Origin of the sequence: Paralimibaculum aggregatum, from assembly GCF_030270585.1 — a bacterium.
Classification (GTDB): domain Bacteria; phylum Pseudomonadota; class Alphaproteobacteria; order Rhodobacterales; family Rhodobacteraceae; genus Thermohalobaculum; species Thermohalobaculum aggregatum.
The window spans coordinates 104,927-122,312 of sequence record NZ_BSYI01000008.1; the positions used below are offsets into that span (position 1 = coordinate 104,927).

The following is a 17,386-nucleotide window of genomic DNA, read 5'->3' on the forward strand; positions in this document are numbered from 1 at the left end:
CTCAGACCGCCGCCTTCAGCGCCTCGGCGAGATCGGTGCGCTCCCAGGCGAAGCCGCCATCGGCCTCCGGCGCGCGGCCGAAATGGCCATAGGCGGCGGTGCGCTGGTAGATCGGCCGGTTCAGCCCGAGATGCGTGCGGATGCCGCGCGGCGTCAGGCTCATGCTCTCGCGGATCGCCTTCTCGATCTTCGCCGGATCGACCTCGGCGGTGCCGTTGGTGTCGACATAGACCGCGAGCGGCTCGGCAACGCCGATGGCATAGGAGAGCTGGATCAGGCAGCGCTTGGCGAGCCCCGCCGCCACCACGTTCTTGGCCAGGTAGCGCGCGGCATAGGCGGCCGAGCGGTCGACCTTGGTCGGGTCCTTGCCGCTGAACGCGCCGCCGCCATGCGGCGCGGCGCCGCCATAGGTATCGACGATGATCTTGCGCCCGGTGAGCCCGGCGTCGCCGTCCGGCCCGCCGATCACGAAGCGCCCGGTCGGGTTCACGTGCCAGACGGTGCGCGCGTCGATGAAGCCCTCGGGCAGCGCCGCCTGCACGAAGGGGGTGACGATCTCGCGCACAGCGTCGGAGGTCAGCTCGGCCCCGGCGGCATCGCGCGCGGTGTGCTGGGTCGAGACCACGATGGTGTCGGCGCGCACCGGCACGCCGCCGCGGTACTCCATGGTGACCTGGCTCTTGGCATCGGGCTGCAGCAGCGGCGCGGCGCCGGAATGCCTGGCCTCGGCCATCAGCCGCAGGATGCGGTGGGCATAGAGGATCGGCGCCGGCATCAGCTCCGGGGTCTCGTCGGTGGCATAGCCGAACATGATGCCCTGGTCGCCGGCGCCCTCGTCCTTGTTCTCGGCGGCATCGACGCCCTGGGCGATGTCGGCGGACTGCTCGTGGATGTAGCTGTCGATCGAGCAGGTGCGGAAGTGGAAGCCCTTCTGCGCATAGCCGATCTTGCGGATCGTGTCGCGCGCCACGGCGCAGATCTCCTCGGGCGTCACCGCGCTGTCCTCGGAGATCTTCACCTCGCCCATCAGCACCACCTTGTTGGTGGTGGCAGCGGTCTCGATGGCGGTGCGCGCCTCGGGCTCGCGGGCGAGGATGTAGTCGACCACCGCGTCGGAGATCTGGTCGCAGACCTTGTCGGGATGGCCCTCGGAAACCGACTCGGAGGTGAAGAGGTAATTCTCGAGGCTCATGGGTCCGCTCCCTTTTCCAGACGGATGCGCGGAGGTCTGTGGCACGCGCTCTAGCGCCTGGTCAAGCGCCAGCCGGCGAAGCCGCACCAGATCAGCGACAGCAGCAGGAGCGCCGGCGCATCGCCGGTGCGGGCATAGAGCGTCGGCGGCGCCGGCTGCGGCAGGCGGGCATCGAGATACCCGTCGGTGCCGAGGGGCAGCGATGCCAGCACCCGGCCATGCGGGTCGATCACCGCGGAGATGCCGGTATTGGCGGCGCGCACCACCGGCAGGCCCTGCTCGATGGCGCGGATCCGGGCCTGCGCCAGATGCTGCTGCGGGCCGGCGAAGCTGCCGAACCAGGCGTCGTTGGTCAGGTGCAGGATCCAGCCCGGGCGCGGGCCCTCGGGGACGATCCCGTCGGCGAAGATCATCTCGTAGCAGATCGCCGGGGCGAAGGCCGGCAGGCCCGGCAGGTCGAGCACCCGTGGCCCCGGGCCCGGCACGAAGCCGGCGCCGCCCATGCCGGCGATGGCGTCGAGGCCGAGGCGCTCGAGCAGCCAGCGGAACGGCACGTATTCGCCCCAGGGCACCAGGTGGTGCTTGTCGTAGCGCGCGGCGATCGCGCCCTGCGGCGTCACCATCATCAGCGAGTTCGACCAGCGCCGCTCGCCGCTCTCGGTCCAGTCGTAGAACATCGCGCCGGTGATCAGCGGCGCGCCGCCGGCGGAGGCGGCGATCCCGGCCACCGCGGCCGGCGCGTCCTGCGGCAGGAAGGTGATCGCGGTCTCCGGCCAGATCACCGCGGCGGGCGGGCCGAGCGGCCCCGGCGCGGCCCCGGAATGGGCGCGCAGGCGGGCGGCGAAGATCTCGCGGTGGCCGGCCTTCCACTTGAGGTGCTGCACCGCGTTGGGCTGCACGATGCGCAGCACCGGCCCGGGCGGGCCGGCCGGCGGCACCGGCGCCGCGAGGCGGGTCATGCCACCGGCCCAGAGCGCGCCGAGGGCGACCAGCGCCGCCCAGCCGGCGATCCGCCGCGGCCCGGCCACCCCCGGCAGGGCGGCCAGCACCAGCGTCAGAAGGGTCATGCCGAAGGGCCCGGCCCAGGCGGCGGCCTGCATCACCGGGGTCTCGACCCAGGCATAGCCCGGCAGGCCCCAGGGCAGCCCGGTGAACAGCGTCGCCCGGGCGGTCTCGGCGGCGGCGATGGCGGCGGCGAGCAGCAGCGCCCGGCTCCAGTGCCCCGCCGGCCAGAGCCGCCGGGCCAGCCAGAACGCGGCGCCCCAGAACAGGCCGAGCGCCGCCGGCAGCAGGGTGATCGCGAAGGGCAGCATCCAGAGGAAGCGCTCGGCATCCACCAGGAAGGAATGGCCGATCCAGTGCAGGCCGGTGAGCAGCATGCCGAAGCCGGCGCACCAGCCGGTGAGGAAGGCGGCGCGCGGCGTCGGCGCCGCATCGGTCAGCCAGACCAGCGCCGGCAGCGCGACGAACAGCGCCAGCGGCAGCGAGATCGGCGGCTGGCCGAGGGTGATCGCGGCGCCGGCGGCAATCGCCATCAGCGCGCGCAGCACCCGGCCGCGGCGCGCCATCCAGGCGGCCGGACCGGCCCCGGCCCCGCCGCCGGGGGGCGGCGCGATATGGTCGGCGGCAGCGCCGGTCATGCGCGGGGGCTCGGCCCTATTCCGCGGCCTGCCGCGCCGGCGGGCGGGTGGCCTGGGGCAGCGCATCGCGGAGCGTCAGCCGCATCCGGCGGATGCGGCGGGGGTCGGCGTCGATCACCTCGAACTCGTGGCCCATCGGATGCGCGATCACCTCGCCGCGGGTCGGCACCCGGCCGGTGAGCATGAAGACCAGCCCGCCCAGCGTGTCGACCTCCTCCTCCCAGTCCTCGGGCAGCAGCTCGACCCCCTCGGCCTGGCAGAACTCCTGGATGTCGGCGCGGGCGTTCACCTGGTAGACCCCCGGCGCCTCGCTGCGCCAGAGCGCGTGCTCCTCGGTGTCGTGCTCGTCCTCGATGTCGCCGACGATCTGCTCGACCAGATCCTCGATGGTCACCAGCCCGTCGACCCCGCCGAACTCGTCGATCACCAGCGCCATGTGCACCCGGCTGGCCTGCATCCGCTGCATCAGCGCGGCGATCCGCATCGAGGGCGGCACGAAGAGCGCCTGGCGCAGATGCTCGCGCAGGTCGAACTCGCCGTTCTGGTTGGTGCAGCCGACGCCGTAGGTCAGCGCCAGATCCTTGAGGTGGACGAAGCCGAGCGGGTCGTCCAGCGTCTCCTGGTAGACCGGCACGCGCGACAGCGAGCCGCGCGAGAGCGCCGCCATCACATCGTCGAGCGTGGCATCCACCGGCACGGCGACGATGTCGGCCCGCGGCGTCATCACGTCCTCGACGCGCAGCTCGCGCAGGCGGATGATGTTCATCACCATGGCAAGCTCGGCCGGGCTCGAGGCCTCGAAGGCCGGTCCGAGCGCGTCGTCCGACTCCCAGCCGTTCTCGCCCTGATCGGGCGGGCGGCCGAGGCCCGTGGCACGCTTCAGCAGCGTCTTGATCAGCGATGTCCGGCGACGCGGTTGCGGGGTCTTGCCCGACGAACCGTCCTCGCCATCGGACCCGGCGTCCTGCCCGGGCTCCTGCCCCCCCTCGGGGGGCGTGGGACTGTGACTGGCGTCCATGCCTACTCTTCCGGGAGCGGCCGCGCCGCCCCCCTCTCTCCGTATGGATCGGGGAGCCCCGCACGCGCCATCGCGTTGCGCTCGAGCCCCTCCATCCGCTCAGCGTCCTGCGCCGTCTGGTGATCATAACCCAGAAGATGCAGGCACCCATGTAAGATCAGGTGCAAGACCCGTTCTTTCAAGGGAATTGCGTGCTCCTCGGCAATCTCCCGGATGGTCTCGAGGGCAATCGCGACGTCACCGAGGGGCGTTCGTGGCCCCGGCGCCTCAGGTAAGGCGTCGAATGCGGGCCATGAGAGCACATCCGTCGGCCGGTCCTTGCCGCGGAACGCGGCGTTCAGCGCGGCGATTCGCGCGTCCGAGCAGGCCAGCAGCGCGATCTGCCAGCGGCCGGGGTCCTGCCCGGTCTCGCGCAGCGCCAGCTCGGCGGCCTGCGCCGCGATCCCGGCCAGCTCCGGCAGCGCCGCCTCCCAGGCTGGCTCCTCGACCAGGAGCTCGACCAGCGGCTCGTCCGCGTCCCCGGCCGCCGGATCCGGCCCCAGTTCCGGCCTCGGTTCCGGGGGCCCGGTTTCAGCCGGCGCGGTCATAGGCTTCGATGATGCGCGCGACCAGCGGGTGGCGCACCACGTCGCTCGAGGTGAAGCGCACCATGCCGATCCCCTTCACCCCCTCGAGGATCGAGAGCGCCTGAACGAGGCCCGAGGTCACCCCGCGCGGCAGGTCGATCTGGCTCGGATCGCCGGTCACCGCCATGTGGCTGCCCTCGCCCATCCGGGTCAGGAACATCTTCATCTGCATCTCGGTGGTGTTCTGCGCCTCGTCGAGCACCACGAAGGCATTGGCCAGCGTGCGCCCGCGCATGAAGGCGAGCGGCGCGATCTCGATCTTGCCCTCCTCCATCAGCTTGGCGATCTGCTTGCCCGGCAGCATGTCCTGCAGCGCGTCGTAGAGCGGGCGCATGTAGGGGTCCATCTTCTCCTTCTCGGTGCCGGGCAGGAAGCCGAGCCGCTCGCCCGCCTCCACCGCCGGGCGCGAGAGGACGATCCGCTCGACCTGCCCCTCGTTGTACATCGAGACCGCGGCCGCCACCGCGAGATAGGTCTTGCCGGTGCCGGCCGGGCCGATGCCGAACACCAGCTCGCGGCTGAACAGCGCCGCGACATAGGCGCGCTGCGCCGGGGTGCGCGGCTCGATCACCTTCTTGCGGGTGCGGATCTCGAGCCGGCCGTCGGGGAACATGTCGAGCTGGCGCGCCGTCTCCGGGCGCTCTTCGGGCTCCGGTACCTCGCCCATGCGGATCGCCGCCGAGACATCGCCCGGCTCCACCGCGCGGCCCTGCTCGAGCCGGCGATAGAGCGCCCCGAGCGCCTCCGCCGCCTGCGCGCGGCTGTCGTCCGGCCCGTGCAGCGCCAGCTGGTTGCCGCGCCGCAGGATGACGATGTCGAAGCCTTCCTCGATGGCCGCGAGGTTGCGGTCGAACTGCCCGCAGAGATCGATCAGCAGCCGGTTGTCGGCAAATTCCACGACGGTTTCCACCGCTTCGCCCGCGGCGGTGCCGGGCGGCGTCTCGATCACGCGCACCAAGAACGGTCCCCCGTGCGGCGGCGAAACGGGGCGGGGCAGAGGGGTTGGCTCAGGCGCAACCGGCGTCTCCGGATACTGGCAGTCACCCCCCGAATCTGCGGCAGCCGGCGCCGGAGCGCAAGCGCTTTTCGCATCCGCGGCGAGCGCGGGCGGGCATGACGGGGGCGCGGCACGGGCATGACGGGGGCAGGACGGGCCCCGGCGCTACTTGATCAGCGGCAGCAGCGCCTTGAAGGCCGGGGTGCCGGCCTGGCCGAGCCATTCGAAGACCACCATCTCGGTGGTCACGATGCCGGCGCCGGCGGCCTGCAGCCGGTCGAGGCAGGCCTGCTCGCTGGCCAGGGTGCGCGAGGCGGTGGCGTCGGTCACCACGAAGACCTCGTGGCCCGCCTGCATCAGCTGCGCCGCGGTCTGCATCACGCAGATATGCGCCTCCATGCCGGCGATCACCGCCTGGCGGCGCCCGGTGGCGGCGAAGGCGGCGGCGAAGGCCGGCTCGTTCATGCTGGAGAAATGCAGCTTCTCGATCACCTGCGCCTTGGCCGCCGCCACCGCCGGGCCGAGCTCCGGCACCGTGCGCCCGAGGCCCCTGGGATACTGCTCCGTCACCAGCGCCGGCACGCCGAGCTCGGCCGCCGCGGTCAGCAGGATGCGGGCGTTCTTCACCGTCTCCGCCGGCGCCTGCATGGCCGCCGCGAGGCGCTGCTGGATGTCGATGACGATCAGGCAGGAGGTGTCGGCTTCGATCAGCATGGCGCGCGGCTCCTTTTGGACTCTGGTATACCAGCAGCGCGGCGCGGTTCCAAGCCCCGTCCCGTGTCAGAGATCCAGCCGCCAGAACACCGGCCGCCCGCCCGCCCGCAGCCGCTTCAGCGCGCCCTCGCGCCGCGCGAGGAGCCGCGGCACCGCGCGCACCGGCCGGAAGCGGAAGCGCTTCGGCAGCCGCGTGTAGAGCGAGGCCGGCGGCAGCACCCCGCGGATGCGCTTGAGCAGGCGCCCGGTCTCCGGGCGGTGCAGCCAGACCCGCCGCGCCCCGAGCTCGCGCCGCGCGAAGATCAGCACCGCCAGCATCAGCGCCCGGTCCCAGTCGCGGGCATAGGGCCGCAGCACCGTCCGCTCATAGGCGCGCAGCGCGGCAAGCTCGCGCCCGGCCGGCGCCACCAGCGCGAGACGGGCGATCCGCGCCGCCACCATGCGGAACCAGTCGGATTGCAGCTCCTCGATCAGCACCTCGTCGCCCCAGGGGTCGAGATCGAGCCGTGCCCAGGCCATGGTGATCGGCCCGCTGCGCCGCACCGGGTGGTGCCCGACCTCGAGCAGCTTGCGCAGGCCCGGTGTCACCCGGCGCGCGAAATCGGCCTGGTGCGTCTGCGGAAAGTTGAGCTGCAGCACGAGGTTGCCGCCGGGGCGGGAGAGCTGCAGCGCATGCCAGGAGTGGTCGCCGAGATCCGGCCCCCATTGCGTGAAGCTGATCGAGCAGGCGCGCCATTCGGCCGCGGCGGCGAGGCGCGCGGCATGGGCCGCGGCCGCGGTCGCCGGGGCGGGGGCATCGGCGGCCAGTGCCGCCTCGGGCTCGGCCAGCGGCGCAAGATCACCGGGCCGCAGACAGCCATCGCCGCAGCCGGCCACGAGGCGGGAGACCAGCGGACGGTCGAGCAGGGCGGCATGTTCCGAGCGGCGCAGGCTGGCGAGCCGTGCCGGCGCGTCGAGCCGGCGGGCGAGGAGCCAGGGCGATTCGCGGTCCTCGAAATAGACGAAGCCTTCGTCGTCGGGCAGGAGGGCGAGCAGTTCGCGGAGGTCGGGGGGATGCATGGCGGCGGTCCGGGGCGGGCAGGGGCGCGCCCTGGCCGCGCGGCCGGGCGTCAGGTCGGGGCGTCAGGCGGGCGGGCGGCGGGCGGATGCATCGGGGCTCCATGATGGCGGGCGGTCATGCCGACCGGCTGCGCCCCGCAATGGCGGGGGCAGGCCGGGTTTCGCATCGGTGCGGGACGGCGGCGGCGGCCGGCCTCAGGCGCGGCGGCCGGCCAGCGAGTTGGGCCCGGCGCCGGTGATCTCGACCTCGAGGATCTGCCCGGTCTCCTCCGCCGCCGCCTCGAGATGCACCGCCTGCAGATAGGGCGAGCGGCCGACCATCTGCCCGGCATGGCGGCCGGGCTTCTCCACCAGCACCGGCAGGCGGCGGCCGAGCTGCGCCGCGTTGAAGGCCGCCTGCTGCTCGGAGAGCAGCGCCTGCAGCCGGGCCAGCCGGTCGGCCTTCTCGTCCTCCGGCACCTGCTCGGCGCCGGCCGCCGGGGTGCCGGGGCGCGGCGAATACTTGAAGGAATAGGCCTGCGCATAGCCGGTCTCGCGCACCAGCGCGAGCGTCTCCCGGAAATCCGCCTCGGTCTCGCCCGGGAAGCCGACGATGAAATCGCCGGAGAGCGCGATGTCGGGCCGGGCCGCGCGGATGCGCTCGATCAGCCGCAGATAGCCGGCCGCGCTGTGCTTGCGGTTCATCGCCTTCAGCACCCGGTCCGAGCCCGCCTGCACCGGCAGATGCAGATAGGGCATGAGCTGGCCGATCTCGCGATGCGCGGCGATCAGGTCGTCGTCCATGTCGTTGGGATGCGAAGTGGTGTAGCGGATCCGTGCCAGCCCCTCGATCCCGGCGAAGGCGCGAATCAGCCGCCCAAGGCCCCATTCCGTGCCGTCCGGCCCGGCGCCGTGGAAGGCGTTGACGTTCTGCCCGAGCAGCGTGATCTCCACCACCCCGCGGGCGACCAGATCGCGCGCCTCGCGCAGCAGCCGCTCGACCGGGCGGGAGACCTCGGCGCCGCGGGTATAGGGCACCACGCAGAAGGCGCAGAACTTGTCGCAGCCCTCCTGCACGGTGAGGAAGGCCGCCGGCGCGCGCCGGGTCTTCGGCGCCGCCGGCAGGTGGTCGAACTTGTCCTCCTCGGGGAACTCGGTGTCGAGCTGGGCGCGGCCGGTGCGGCGCGCCGCCTCCGCCAGCTTCGGCAGCCGGTGATAGGCCTGCGGGCCGACCACCACGTCCACCGCCGGCGCGCGCGCCAGCATCTCCGCCCCCTCGGCCTGGGCGACGCAGCCGGCCACCGCGATCTGCACGCCGGCGCGGGCCTTCAGCGCCTTCAGCCGGCCGAGCTCGGAATAGACCTTCTCCGCCGCCTTCTCGCGGATGTGACAGGTGTTGAGCAGGATGAGATCGGCGTCCTCGGGGGTCTCGGTGGTGGCATAGCCCTCGGCCGCCAACGCCGACTCCATGCGCTCGCTGTCATAGACGTTCATCTGACAGCCATAGGTCTTTACATAGAGTTTACGTGTCATCGCGCGGGGGGCCTCCCGAAACGCCGAGCGGCGGGCCACCGGGGCCCGCCTCTCGCAGCTGCTCTTGCTGTTCGTGCTCGTGATACCGCGCCCGTGCCGCCGCCGGCAAGGCGGGCGCGGCCGCCGCGGCTCAGGCCGATTTCGGCTTGCGCCCGAGGCCGATCTTCTTGGCGAGGTCCTTGCGCGTCTTGGAGTAGTTGGGCGCGACCATCGGATAGTCGTGCGGCAGGCCCCATTTCGCGCGGTATTCCTCCGGCGTCATGCCATAGGCGGTGGAGAGGTGACGCTTGAGCATCTTGAGCTTCTTGCCGTCCTCGAGGCAGATCAGGAAGTCGTCATTGATCGATTTCTTGATCGGCACGGCGGGTTTCTGCTCGGGCTCCGGCTCCGCCGGGGTGCCGTCCAGCCCCGAGAGGGTGTGGAACACGGTCTCGATCAGCTGCGGCAGATCGGTGTTCGCGACGGCGTTGTTGGAGACATGCGCCGCGACAATCTGAGATGTCAGCGACAGAAGGGTGCCGTGCTCGTTGTTCTGTTCGGTCATGTCTAGGTCTCCGGATTGCGGCTGTCCGGAGCTTTTCGGGGCATTCCCGCCGTGCGGCAGTCCGTCCATCTAAAAGCTCCCAGGTGTTTCGCGTGTGTTGCCTCGATCACGCTACCTATAAGCTCTCGACACAGTAATTTCAAATGCCCCGGGGTAAAAAACTTGGGGATTTTTTGCCGGGAAGCCGGATTTGTTCGGAGACGGGTCAGGACCAGGGGCGCACGGCGCCGGCGAGATGCGCCAGGCCGTCGGGTCGCAGCGCGCGCGCCAGGACCCGCGCCGGGTTGACCGGCCGCGGGAAATCGAGCGCCTCGGCGGCCGCCCGGGTGAAGCCGAAGCGGCGGTAATAGGGCTCGTCGCCGACCAGGATCACCGCCGGCCAGCCGGACTCGGCGGCGCGTTCCAGCGTCTCGCCGATCAGCGCCGCGCCGATGCCCTCGCCCTGGCGAATCGGGTGCACCGCGACCGGGCCGAGCAGCAGCGCCGGATCGCCGGCCGCGCCCACCCGCACCGGCCAGAAGCGGATCGCGCCGACCAGCGCGTCGTAGTCGTCGCGGGCGATCATCGAGAGCCCGGCCACCGGCGGCACGCCCTGGCGCAGCTGGTAGGAGGAAAGCAGCTCCCGCCCCGGCGCGAAGGCGAGATCGAGCAGCCCCTCGACCTCGGGCAGGTCGGTTTCGGTCTCGGGCAGGAAACGCAGCATGGGCAGCAACCGGAGGATGGCGAGGGGCGTCGGTTCGGGGCGGGGCGTGGTTTGCAAGCGGCGCGGGCCGCGATAGATGTCGGGCGGCGTTAACACAGGAGGCGCGCGATGTTCTACCGTCCCGAAGCCGGCCACGGCCTGCCGCATGATCCCTTCAAGGCGCTGGTGGCGCCGCGGCCGATCGGCTGGATCTCCACGCGCGACGCCGAGGGGCGGGCCAATCTCGCGCCCTACAGCTTCTTCAATGGCTGCGGCGACAACCCGCCGATGGTGATGTTCGCGCAGACCGGGCGCAAGAGCCGGGCCGAGCCGGTGAAGGACAGCATCGCCAATATCCGCGCCACCGGGGAGTTCGCCTGCAACATCGTCGGCGCGGCGCTGGCCGAGGCGATGAACGCGAGCTCCGGCGTGCACCCCGCCGAGACCGACGAGTTCGAGGTGGCCGGGCTGACCGCGGTGCCCTGCGAGGCGATCGCGCCGCCGCGGGTGGCCGAGGCGCCGGCGGTGCTCGAATGCCGCCTGGTGCGGGTGATCGACGACCTGCCGACCTGGAAGCCCCATGCCGCCAACATCATGGTGATCGGCGAGGTGGTGGGCGTGCATATCCGCGACGAGGTGCTGGTGGAGGGCCGGGTCGATGTGCTGAGGTTCCGCCCCGTGGCCCGGATGGGCTACATGGACTACACCACCGTGGAGGCGGGCTGGGAGATGCTGCGCCCGGGCTGAACCGGCGCGGGCCCGCCGCCTCCCCCGCCCGCCCACCCGGAGCCGGCGGGCCCGCGCGCGCCGGGGGCCCGGCCGGCGGACCGGGCGGCGGACCGGGCGGCGTGCAGCGATGCGAGGGAGCGAGCGATGGCGGAGACGGATGGCACCGCGCCTGCGATGATCGGGGTGATCGGCGGCAGCGGGCTCTATGCGCTGGAGGGGCTCGAGGAGGCCCGCTGGCAGGCGGTGGAGACCCCCTGGGGCGCGCCCTCGGACGAGATCCTGACCGGGCGGCTCGGCGGCGTGCCGGTCGCCTTCCTGCCGCGCCACGGCCGCGGCCACCGGCTGCCGCCCTCCGACATTCCCTACCGCGCCAACATCGACGCGCTGAAGCGCCTCGGGGTTACCGACATCCTCTCGGTCTCCGCCTGCGGCTCGTTCCGCGAGGAGATGGCGCCCGGCGATTTCGTGCTGGCCGACCAGTTCATCGACCGCACCGTGGCGCGGGCCAAGAGCTTCTTCGGCCCCGGGCTGGTGGCGCATGTCAGCCTTGCCGAGCCGGTCTGCGGGCGGCTGCGCGCGGCGCTCGGGGCGGCCGCCGCGCCGCTCGAGCTGCGGGTGCATCCGGGCGGGACCTATCTCGCCATGGAGGGGCCGCAGTTCTCCACCCTCGCCGAGAGCCGGATGTATCGCGAGAGCTGGGGCTGCGACGTGATCGGCATGACCAACATGCCCGAGGCCAAGCTCGCCCGCGAGGCCGAGCTCTGCTACGCCACCGTCGCCATGGTCACCGACTATGACAGCTGGCACCCCGATCATGGCGAGGTCGACATCCAGGCCATCCTCGCCACCATGCACGCCAACGTGGCCAAGGCGCGGGCGCTGCTGGCGGCGGTGATCCCGGCCATGGGGGCGGCGCGGGCGCCCTGCTGCCACGGCTGCGACCGGGCGCTGGAATTCGCGCTGATCACCGCGCCGGAGGCGCGCGACCCGGCGCTGCTGGCCAGGCTCGACGCGGTGGCCGGCCGGGTGCTCGGCCGGGGGCCGGGCGCCTGAGCGGGCCGCACCGCGCCGCGCCTCCCTCCCGCCGCGCGGGGATTTGGCGGCGGCGCCAACTCGCGCTAGTCTCTCGCGGTGACCGAAGCCAGCCGGAGGCTCCCATGCGCCGCGTCGCCGTCCTTCGCCGTCTTGCCGTGGCCCTGCTCGCGCTCGGCGCCGCGCTGCTCGCGCCGGCCGCCCTGGCCAGCCCCTGCCAGAGCTATGTCGAGGGCGTGCCGGGCATCCGCTATGCCGCGCTCGGGCCGGTCACCCGGCTGGCGGCGGCGGAGCCCGAGGTGACGATCCGCTATGTCGGGCATTCCACCTTCCGCATCGAGACGCCGGCCGGGGCCTCGGTGGCGACCGACTATTTCGGCTCCGACGGGCCCGGCGGGCCGCCGCTCGCGGTCACCATGAACCATGCCCACACGACGCATTACACCGACTACCCCTCGCCCGAGATCCGCCACGTGCTGCGCGGCTGGAACCCCGAGGGCGGCCCGGCGATCCACGATCTCGAGCTGCGCGACATGCGCATCCGCAACCTGCCCACCGATATCCGCAGCTGGGGCGAGACCGGGCGCGACGGCAACTCGATCTTCGTGTTCGAGATCGGCAGCCTCTGCATCGCCCATCTCGGCCATCTGCACCATGCGCTGACCGACAACCACTATGCCGTGCTCGGCCGCATGGACGTGCTGATGGTGCCGGTGGACGGCAGCTTCACCATGGAGGTGGCGGAGATGGTGGCGATCGCCAAGCGGCTGCGCTCCTCGATCGTGCTGCCGATGCATTTCTTCGGCCGGGCCTCGCTCGAGCGCTTCCTCTCGGCGATGTCGGAGGAGTTCGCCATCGATCTCTCGGCCCCCGCGGTGCTGCGCGTGGCGGCCGACCGGCTGCCCGCCCGGCCCACCGTGATCGTGATGCAGCCGGATTACGGCCGGCCCTGAGCGCCCCTGACCGGCACGGCGATTGACAGCGGCGCCCGGCCGCGCTCGGCTGGGCGCGCGGCGCAGCGCCGTGCGGAGAGGGGGGGAGCCCATGTTCACGCTTGCCGAGCTCGAGGCCGCGGCCGGCCTCGTCCATGCCCGGATGCCGCCGACGCCGGCCCATGCCTGGCCGCTGCTGGCCGGGCGCACCGGCGCCGAGGTCTGGATCAAGCACGAGAACCACACCCCGACCGGCGCCTTCAAGCTGCGCGGCGGGCTGGTCTATCTCGACGAGCTGGCCCGCGCCGAGCCCGGCTGCCCGGGGCTGGTGACGGCGACCCGCGGCAATCACGGCCAGTCGATCCCCTTCGCGGCGCGGGCGCACGGGCTGCCGGTGACGGTCTATGTCCCGGAGGGCAACGCGACCGACAAGAACCGCGCGATGCAGGCCTGGGGCGCGCGGCTCGTGGTGGAGGGGCACGATTTCGAGGCGGCGCGGCTCGCCTCGGTCGCCCATGCCGAGGCGGCGGGGCTGCATCTCGTGCCGTCCTATCACCCGCTGCTGGTGCGCGGCGTGGCAACCTATGCGCTGGAGCTCTTTCGCGACGTGCCGGATCTCGACGCGGTCTATGTGCCGATCGGGCTCGGCTCCGGCATCTCCGGGCTGATCCGCACGCGCGACCTGCTGGGGCTGAAGACCGAGATCGTCGGCGTGGTGGCGGCCGGGGCGGATGCCTATGCCCGCGCCTTCGAGGCCGGCCGGCCGGTCGCCACCGAGCGCGCGGTCAGCTTCGCCGACGGCATGGCCTGCCGGGTGCCGGTGCCGGAGGCGGTGGCGGTGATCTGCCGCGGCGCGGCGCGGGTGCTGCGGCTCTCCGAGCCGGAGCTCGCGGCGGCGGTGCGCATGCTCTTCGCCGACACCCACAACGTTGCCGAGGGGGCCGGCGCGGCGGCCTTCGCCGGGCTCTGGCAGGAGCGCGAGCGGATGGCCGGCAAGCGCGTCGCGGCGATCCTCTGCGGCGGCAACATCGACGCCGCCTGGTTCGCCGAGATCCTATCGGGCGGCGTGCCGGTGCCCGCCTGACGCGCCGGCACGCCGGCAGGGCGCGGCAGCCGCATCCTCGGCCGTGGGTTCGGCGCAACAGGTGCGCCGGGGCTGCCGGCCGGGCTTCCGGATCGCTGTCGTCTACAGGATTTGTTCACCTTTCGGGCGGTAGGGTCGGGCAAACCCATCGGAGCACCGACATGACCTTGCCGACCGCCCGCCGCCCGTGCCCGCGCCGCCTGCCTGCCGGCCGGAGCCCGCCGCATCGCGGCCCGCGCTCCGGGCGCCCCGGGCGGCCCGATCGCCCGGCGACCATCGCCCGCCATGCCGGACCGCGCTCCGCCCCGGTCCGTTTCCGCTAGCCCGCCCGGCCGATACCGGGCCGCCCGCCAGATCTCCGAGCAGCGTGACCTGCCCGGAGCCTTCCGCCACCGCGGCAGGCACCGGAAAGGACAGGATGAACGCCGCCGCCACCCGCCTTCTCGAATCCGAGCTTGCCGCCGCGGGCCTGCTTGCCGGCCCGGCCGACGGCCGGCGCGACCGCACCACCGATGCCGCCGCCGGCGCCTTTCTCGCCGGCGCCCGGGCGATGCTGCCGGCCGGCTGGCAGCGCTGGTCCGGCCGCCGCCGCGCTGTCGCCGCGCTGCAGCTCGTCGCCCGCGGCGCCGGGCTCGCGCCCGGTCGGATCGACGGGCTCTGGGGCCCGCTGACCGAGGAGGCCGTGGCCGGGCTGGCCGAGCTCCGCGCCACCGGCCGCAGTCCCCGGCCCTGGCGCGATGCCCTCGCCGCCGCGCCGGCCAACCCCAACGGCTGGCCGCTGCAGACCGAGGCCGCGATGACCGCCGTCTATGGCCCGCCCGGGCAGCCGGAGGGCCGCACCCCGCCGCTGGTGCCGGTCGAATGCCCCTGGGAGCTGCGCCTCGCCTGGGACCTGCGCCAGACCACCCGGCGCATCCACGCGCATGCCGGCGTCGCCGAAAGCCTCGCCCGCGTGCTCGCCCGGGTGCGGCAGGACTATCTCGCGCCGGAGCTCCGCCGCCTGCGGCTGGACCGCTATGGCGGCTGCTACAACCCGCGCCGGATGCGCGGCGGCAGCCGCTGGTCGACCCATGCCTGGGGCATCGCGCTCGACTTCGACCCGGAGCGCAACCGCCTGCGCTGGGGCCGCGACCGCGCCGCCCTGGCCGGCCCGGCCTATGACGCCTGGTGGGCGGCCTGGGAGGCGGAGGGCTGGGTCGGCCTCGGCCGCGCGCGCAATTTCGACTGGATGCATGTGCAGGCCGCCCGCCTGCCCTGAGCCGCGCCGCGCCGCGCTTGCCATCCCCGGCCGCGGGGTTAGGATCGCGCCGCCCGGCATCGGCCGGGCCGCGCCCGAGGAGAGCCCATGCCCGCATCCGAGACCCTGCCCGAGCCCGCCCCGCCGGAAGAGCCGCAGCTGAGCAGCTTCATCCGCACGATCCCGGATTTCCCGGTTCCGGGCATCCAGTTCCGCGACGTCACCACGCTGTTCCAGGACGCCCGGGCCTTCCGCCGGGCGGTGGACGGGCTCTCCGCGCCGTTCGCCGATCGCGGGCTCGAGGTGATCGCGGCGATGGATGCGCGCGGCTTCATCCTCGGCGGTGCGATGGCCTATGCGCTCGGCCTGCCCTTCGTGCCGATCCGCAAGAAGGGCAAGCTGCCGGGCACGACGCTGATGGAATCCTACACGCTGGAATACGGCGAGGCCTCGGTGGAGATCCACGAGGACGCCTTCGCCGCCGGCGCCCGGGTGCTGCTGATCGACGACCTGATCGCCACCGGCGGCACCGCGATCGCCGGGGTCAGGCTGATCGAACGGCTCGGCGGCGAGCTGGTGGCGGCGGGCTTCGTGGTCGACCTCCCCGATCTCGGCGGGCGCCGCAAGCTCGAGGCGATGGGTGTCGAGACCCATGTGCTGATGGCGTTCGACGGCGAATGAGCGCGCCCGCCACCGGCCCCTCCGCCGCAGATGTCATCGCCGGCCGGCTCTTCGATGCCGGGGTGCGCCAGGCCTTCGGCATTCCCGGCGGCGAGGTGCTGACGCTGGTCGATGCGCTGGAGCGGGCCGGCATCCGCTTCCGCCTCGCCAAGCACGAGAACGCCGCCGGCTTCATGGCCGAGGGCGCCTGGCACGCCACCGGCGCCCCGGCCGTGCTGGTGGCCACCGTCGGGCCGGGGCTGGCCAATGCCTTCAACGTCGCCGCCAATGCCGAGCAGGACCGGGTGCCGCTGATCCTGCTCTCGGGCATGATCGACCCGGCCGAGGCGCTCACCTTCACGCACCAGGTGTTCGACCATGCCGCGGTGTTCCGCACCGTCTGCAAGGCCAGCTTCCGCGCCGAGCAGGGCGCGGTGGACGCGATGATGGACAAGGCGATCGGCCTCGCCATGGCGCCGCGCAAGGGGCCGGTGCATATCGACCTGCCGGTGGCGCTGGCCGGCGCCGCACAGCCCGCCCCGCGCGACCGGCGCCGCCCGCCCGCGCTGCCCGCGGCGCCGGCCGGGCCGGCGCTGGAGACCGCGCGGGCGCGCTTTGCCGCGAGCCGCCGCCCGGTGATCATGGCCGGGCTCGACATCCTCGAGGAGCCGGACGGCCCGGCCCGGCTGCGCGCCGTGGCGGAGCGCCACGCGATCCCCGTCGTCACCACCTACAAGGCCAAGGGCATCCTGCCGGAGGACCATCCGCTGGCCCTCGGCGGCCACGGGCTCAGCCCGAAATCCGATGCGGCGGTGCTGCCGGTCTTCGCCGAGGCGGACCTGGTGATCGCCGCCGGCTACGACCCGATCGAGATGCGCATCGGCTGGCGCGACCCCTGGGACCCGGCGAAGGCGATCGAGTTCGCCCATGCGCCGAACACCCACGACATGCATCACGCCGCGCTCTCCTGGGTCTGCGGCGTCGCCGAGGGGCTGGAGGCGCTGACCGCGGATGCCGCGCCGAAACCGGGCTGGGACCATGCCCGGCACCGCGAGGCGCTGGCGGCGGCCTTCGCGCCCGGCGATGCCTGGGGGGCGGACCGGGCCATCGCCGAGCTGCTGGCGGCGCTGCCGCCGGAGGCCGTCACCACCGCCGATTCGGGCGCGCACCGGATCCTGCTCAGCCAGCAGCCCTATGCGCGGCGGCCGCGGGCGCTGCTGCAGTCCACCGGGCTCTGCACCATGGGCTGCGCGCTGCCGCTGGCGCTCGGGCACCGGCTCGCCGACCCGGCGCGCCCGGCGGTGGCCTTCATGGGCGATGCCGGGCTCGAGATGGTGCTGGGCGAGCTGGCGACCCTGCGCGACAGCGGCGCGCCGGTGGTGGTGGTGGTGCTGGCCGACCGCAGCCTCGCGCTGATCGAGCTGAAGCAGCGGCGCATGGGGCTGCAGAACGCCGGGGTGGATTTCGCGGCGACCGACTTCGCGGGCCTCGCCGAGCTCTTCGGCGGGCGGGGCGTGCGGGTCTCGGCGCCCGGCGAGGCCGGGCCGGCGATGGCGGCGGCGCTGGAGGCCGAACGCTTCACGCTGATCGAGGTGGCGCTGCCGCGGCGCGCCTATGACGGGCTGTTCTGAGCGGCGGCAGGCCGGGGCCGCCGCCGCCCCCACCCCTGAGATGTCGCGGCGGCTGCGGCGGCATCGCGGCCCACCCATGGTCGGCGGCGGGGGCCCG

The 17,386-nt window shown here is 73.3% G+C and carries 17 protein-coding genes; 7 read left to right on the forward strand and 10 right to left on the reverse strand.

Annotated features, from left to right (window positions below; all coding sequences use genetic code 11):
• Window position 1: 1 nt before the first annotated feature.
• From metK to QSJ97_RS06925, 10 genes are all read right to left on the reverse strand, one after another.
• Window positions 2–1,192 (reverse strand): methionine adenosyltransferase, encoded by a 1,191-nt coding sequence (metK, locus tag QSJ97_RS06880; protein ID WP_285670939.1) that lies wholly within the window; start codon window positions 1,190–1,192, stop codon window positions 2–4.
• Window positions 1,193–1,242: 50 nt separating this feature from the next.
• Window positions 1,243–2,832, reverse strand: a complete 1,590-nt coding sequence (gene lnt / locus QSJ97_RS06885) for an apolipoprotein N-acyltransferase (protein ID WP_285670940.1) — start codon at window positions 2,830–2,832, stop codon at window positions 1,243–1,245.
• A 16-nt stretch (window positions 2,833–2,848) separates the two neighbouring features.
• A complete protein-coding gene (locus QSJ97_RS06890; protein ID WP_285670941.1) occupies window positions 2,849–3,850 on the reverse strand; it encodes a hemolysin family protein in 1,002 nt (333 codons plus the stop codon).
• A 2-nt stretch (window positions 3,851–3,852) separates the two neighbouring features.
• A complete protein-coding gene (gene ybeY / locus QSJ97_RS06895; RefSeq protein WP_285670942.1) occupies window positions 3,853–4,437 on the reverse strand; it encodes an rRNA maturation RNase YbeY in 585 nt (194 codons plus the stop codon).
• On the reverse strand, window positions 4,421–5,434 hold the full coding sequence (locus QSJ97_RS06900) for a PhoH family protein (RefSeq protein WP_434220894.1): 1,014 nt from the start codon (window positions 5,432–5,434) through the stop codon (window positions 4,421–4,423). Before QSJ97_RS06900 ends, ybeY begins: the two co-directional genes overlap by 17 nt.
• Before the next feature lie 204 nt (window positions 5,435–5,638).
• On the reverse strand, window positions 5,639–6,187 hold the full coding sequence (locus tag QSJ97_RS06905; RefSeq protein ID WP_285670943.1) for an isochorismatase family protein: 549 nt from the start codon (window positions 6,185–6,187) through the stop codon (window positions 5,639–5,641).
• 66 nt (window positions 6,188–6,253) lie between these two features.
• Window positions 6,254–7,246 (reverse strand): hypothetical protein, encoded by a 993-nt coding sequence (locus tag QSJ97_RS06910; RefSeq protein ID WP_285670944.1) that lies wholly within the window; start codon window positions 7,244–7,246, stop codon window positions 6,254–6,256.
• A gap of 195 nt (window positions 7,247–7,441) precedes the next feature.
• Window positions 7,442–8,758, reverse strand: coding sequence for a tRNA (N6-isopentenyl adenosine(37)-C2)-methylthiotransferase MiaB (gene miaB, locus QSJ97_RS06915; protein ID WP_285670945.1), 1,317 nt, complete (start codon window positions 8,756–8,758; stop codon window positions 7,442–7,444).
• A 130-nt stretch (window positions 8,759–8,888) separates the two neighbouring features.
• A complete protein-coding gene (locus QSJ97_RS06920; RefSeq protein ID WP_285670946.1) occupies window positions 8,889–9,302 on the reverse strand; it encodes a Ros/MucR family transcriptional regulator in 414 nt (137 codons plus the stop codon).
• A 205-nt stretch (window positions 9,303–9,507) separates the two neighbouring features.
• A complete protein-coding gene (locus QSJ97_RS06925; RefSeq protein WP_285670947.1) occupies window positions 9,508–10,005 on the reverse strand; it encodes a GNAT family N-acetyltransferase in 498 nt (165 codons plus the stop codon).
• A gap of 108 nt (window positions 10,006–10,113) precedes the next feature.
• Between QSJ97_RS06925 and QSJ97_RS06930 the strand changes: the two genes are divergently transcribed.
• From QSJ97_RS06930 to QSJ97_RS06960, 7 genes are all read left to right on the forward strand, one after another.
• A complete protein-coding gene (locus QSJ97_RS06930; protein ID WP_285670948.1) occupies window positions 10,114–10,731 on the forward strand; it encodes a flavin reductase family protein in 618 nt (205 codons plus the stop codon).
• A 126-nt stretch (window positions 10,732–10,857) separates the two neighbouring features.
• Window positions 10,858–11,766 (forward strand): S-methyl-5'-thioadenosine phosphorylase, encoded by a 909-nt coding sequence (locus tag QSJ97_RS06935; RefSeq protein WP_285670949.1) that lies wholly within the window; start codon window positions 10,858–10,860, stop codon window positions 11,764–11,766.
• 104 nt (window positions 11,767–11,870) lie between these two features.
• Window positions 11,871–12,698, forward strand: coding sequence for an MBL fold metallo-hydrolase (locus QSJ97_RS06940; RefSeq protein ID WP_285670950.1), 828 nt, complete (start codon window positions 11,871–11,873; stop codon window positions 12,696–12,698).
• Window positions 12,699–12,789: 91 nt separating this feature from the next.
• Complete coding sequence (locus tag QSJ97_RS06945) at window positions 12,790–13,761, forward strand: threonine dehydratase (RefSeq protein WP_285670951.1); 972 nt, start codon at window positions 12,790–12,792, stop codon at window positions 13,759–13,761.
• A gap of 418 nt (window positions 13,762–14,179) precedes the next feature.
• Window positions 14,180–15,019: a M15 family metallopeptidase gene (locus QSJ97_RS06950; RefSeq protein WP_285670952.1), complete on the forward strand. Its 840-nt coding sequence runs from the start codon at window positions 14,180–14,182 to the stop codon at window positions 15,017–15,019.
• Window positions 15,020–15,106: 87 nt separating this feature from the next.
• Complete coding sequence (locus tag QSJ97_RS06955; RefSeq protein ID WP_285670953.1) at window positions 15,107–15,679, forward strand: adenine phosphoribosyltransferase; 573 nt, start codon at window positions 15,107–15,109, stop codon at window positions 15,677–15,679.
• Window positions 15,676–17,289 carry a thiamine pyrophosphate-binding protein gene (locus QSJ97_RS06960; RefSeq protein ID WP_285670954.1) on the forward strand — a complete coding sequence of 538 codons (1,614 nt, stop codon included), beginning with the start codon at window positions 15,676–15,678 and terminating at the stop codon, window positions 17,287–17,289. The genes QSJ97_RS06955 and QSJ97_RS06960 overlap by 4 nt, the downstream gene beginning before the upstream one ends.
• The last annotated feature ends 97 nt before the right edge of the window (window positions 17,290–17,386 follow it).

Coding starts and splice junctions, on each gene's coding strand:
- metK (WP_285670939.1), bottom strand. CDS start 1,192: ATGAGCCTCGAGAATTACCTCTTCACCTCCGAGTCGGTTTCCGAGGGC.
- lnt (WP_285670940.1), bottom strand. CDS start 2,832: ATGACCGGCGCTGCCGCCGACCATATCGCGCCGCCCCCCGGCGGCGGG.
- QSJ97_RS06890 (WP_285670941.1), bottom strand. CDS start 3,850: ATGGACGCCAGTCACAGTCCCACGCCCCCCGAGGGGGGGCAGGAGCCC.
- ybeY (WP_285670942.1), bottom strand. CDS start 4,437: ATGACCGCGCCGGCTGAAACCGGGCCCCCGGAACCGAGGCCGGAACTG.
- QSJ97_RS06905 (WP_285670943.1), bottom strand. CDS start 6,187: ATGCTGATCGAAGCCGACACCTCCTGCCTGATCGTCATCGACATCCAG.
- QSJ97_RS06910 (WP_285670944.1), bottom strand. CDS start 7,246: ATGCATCCCCCCGACCTCCGCGAACTGCTCGCCCTCCTGCCCGACGAC.
- miaB (WP_285670945.1), bottom strand. CDS start 8,758: ATGACACGTAAACTCTATGTAAAGACCTATGGCTGTCAGATGAACGTC.
- QSJ97_RS06920 (WP_285670946.1), bottom strand. CDS start 9,302: ATGACCGAACAGAACAACGAGCACGGCACCCTTCTGTCGCTGACATCT.
- QSJ97_RS06925 (WP_285670947.1), bottom strand. CDS start 10,005: ATGCTGCGTTTCCTGCCCGAGACCGAAACCGACCTGCCCGAGGTCGAG.
- QSJ97_RS06930 (WP_285670948.1), top strand. CDS start 10,114: ATGTTCTACCGTCCCGAAGCCGGCCACGGCCTGCCGCATGATCCCTTC.
- QSJ97_RS06935 (WP_285670949.1), top strand. CDS start 10,858: ATGGCGGAGACGGATGGCACCGCGCCTGCGATGATCGGGGTGATCGGC.
- QSJ97_RS06940 (WP_285670950.1), top strand. CDS start 11,871: ATGCGCCGCGTCGCCGTCCTTCGCCGTCTTGCCGTGGCCCTGCTCGCG.
- QSJ97_RS06945 (WP_285670951.1), top strand. CDS start 12,790: ATGTTCACGCTTGCCGAGCTCGAGGCCGCGGCCGGCCTCGTCCATGCC.
- QSJ97_RS06950 (WP_285670952.1), top strand. CDS start 14,180: ATGAACGCCGCCGCCACCCGCCTTCTCGAATCCGAGCTTGCCGCCGCG.
- QSJ97_RS06955 (WP_285670953.1), top strand. CDS start 15,107: ATGCCCGCATCCGAGACCCTGCCCGAGCCCGCCCCGCCGGAAGAGCCG.
- QSJ97_RS06960 (WP_285670954.1), top strand. CDS start 15,676: ATGAGCGCGCCCGCCACCGGCCCCTCCGCCGCAGATGTCATCGCCGGC.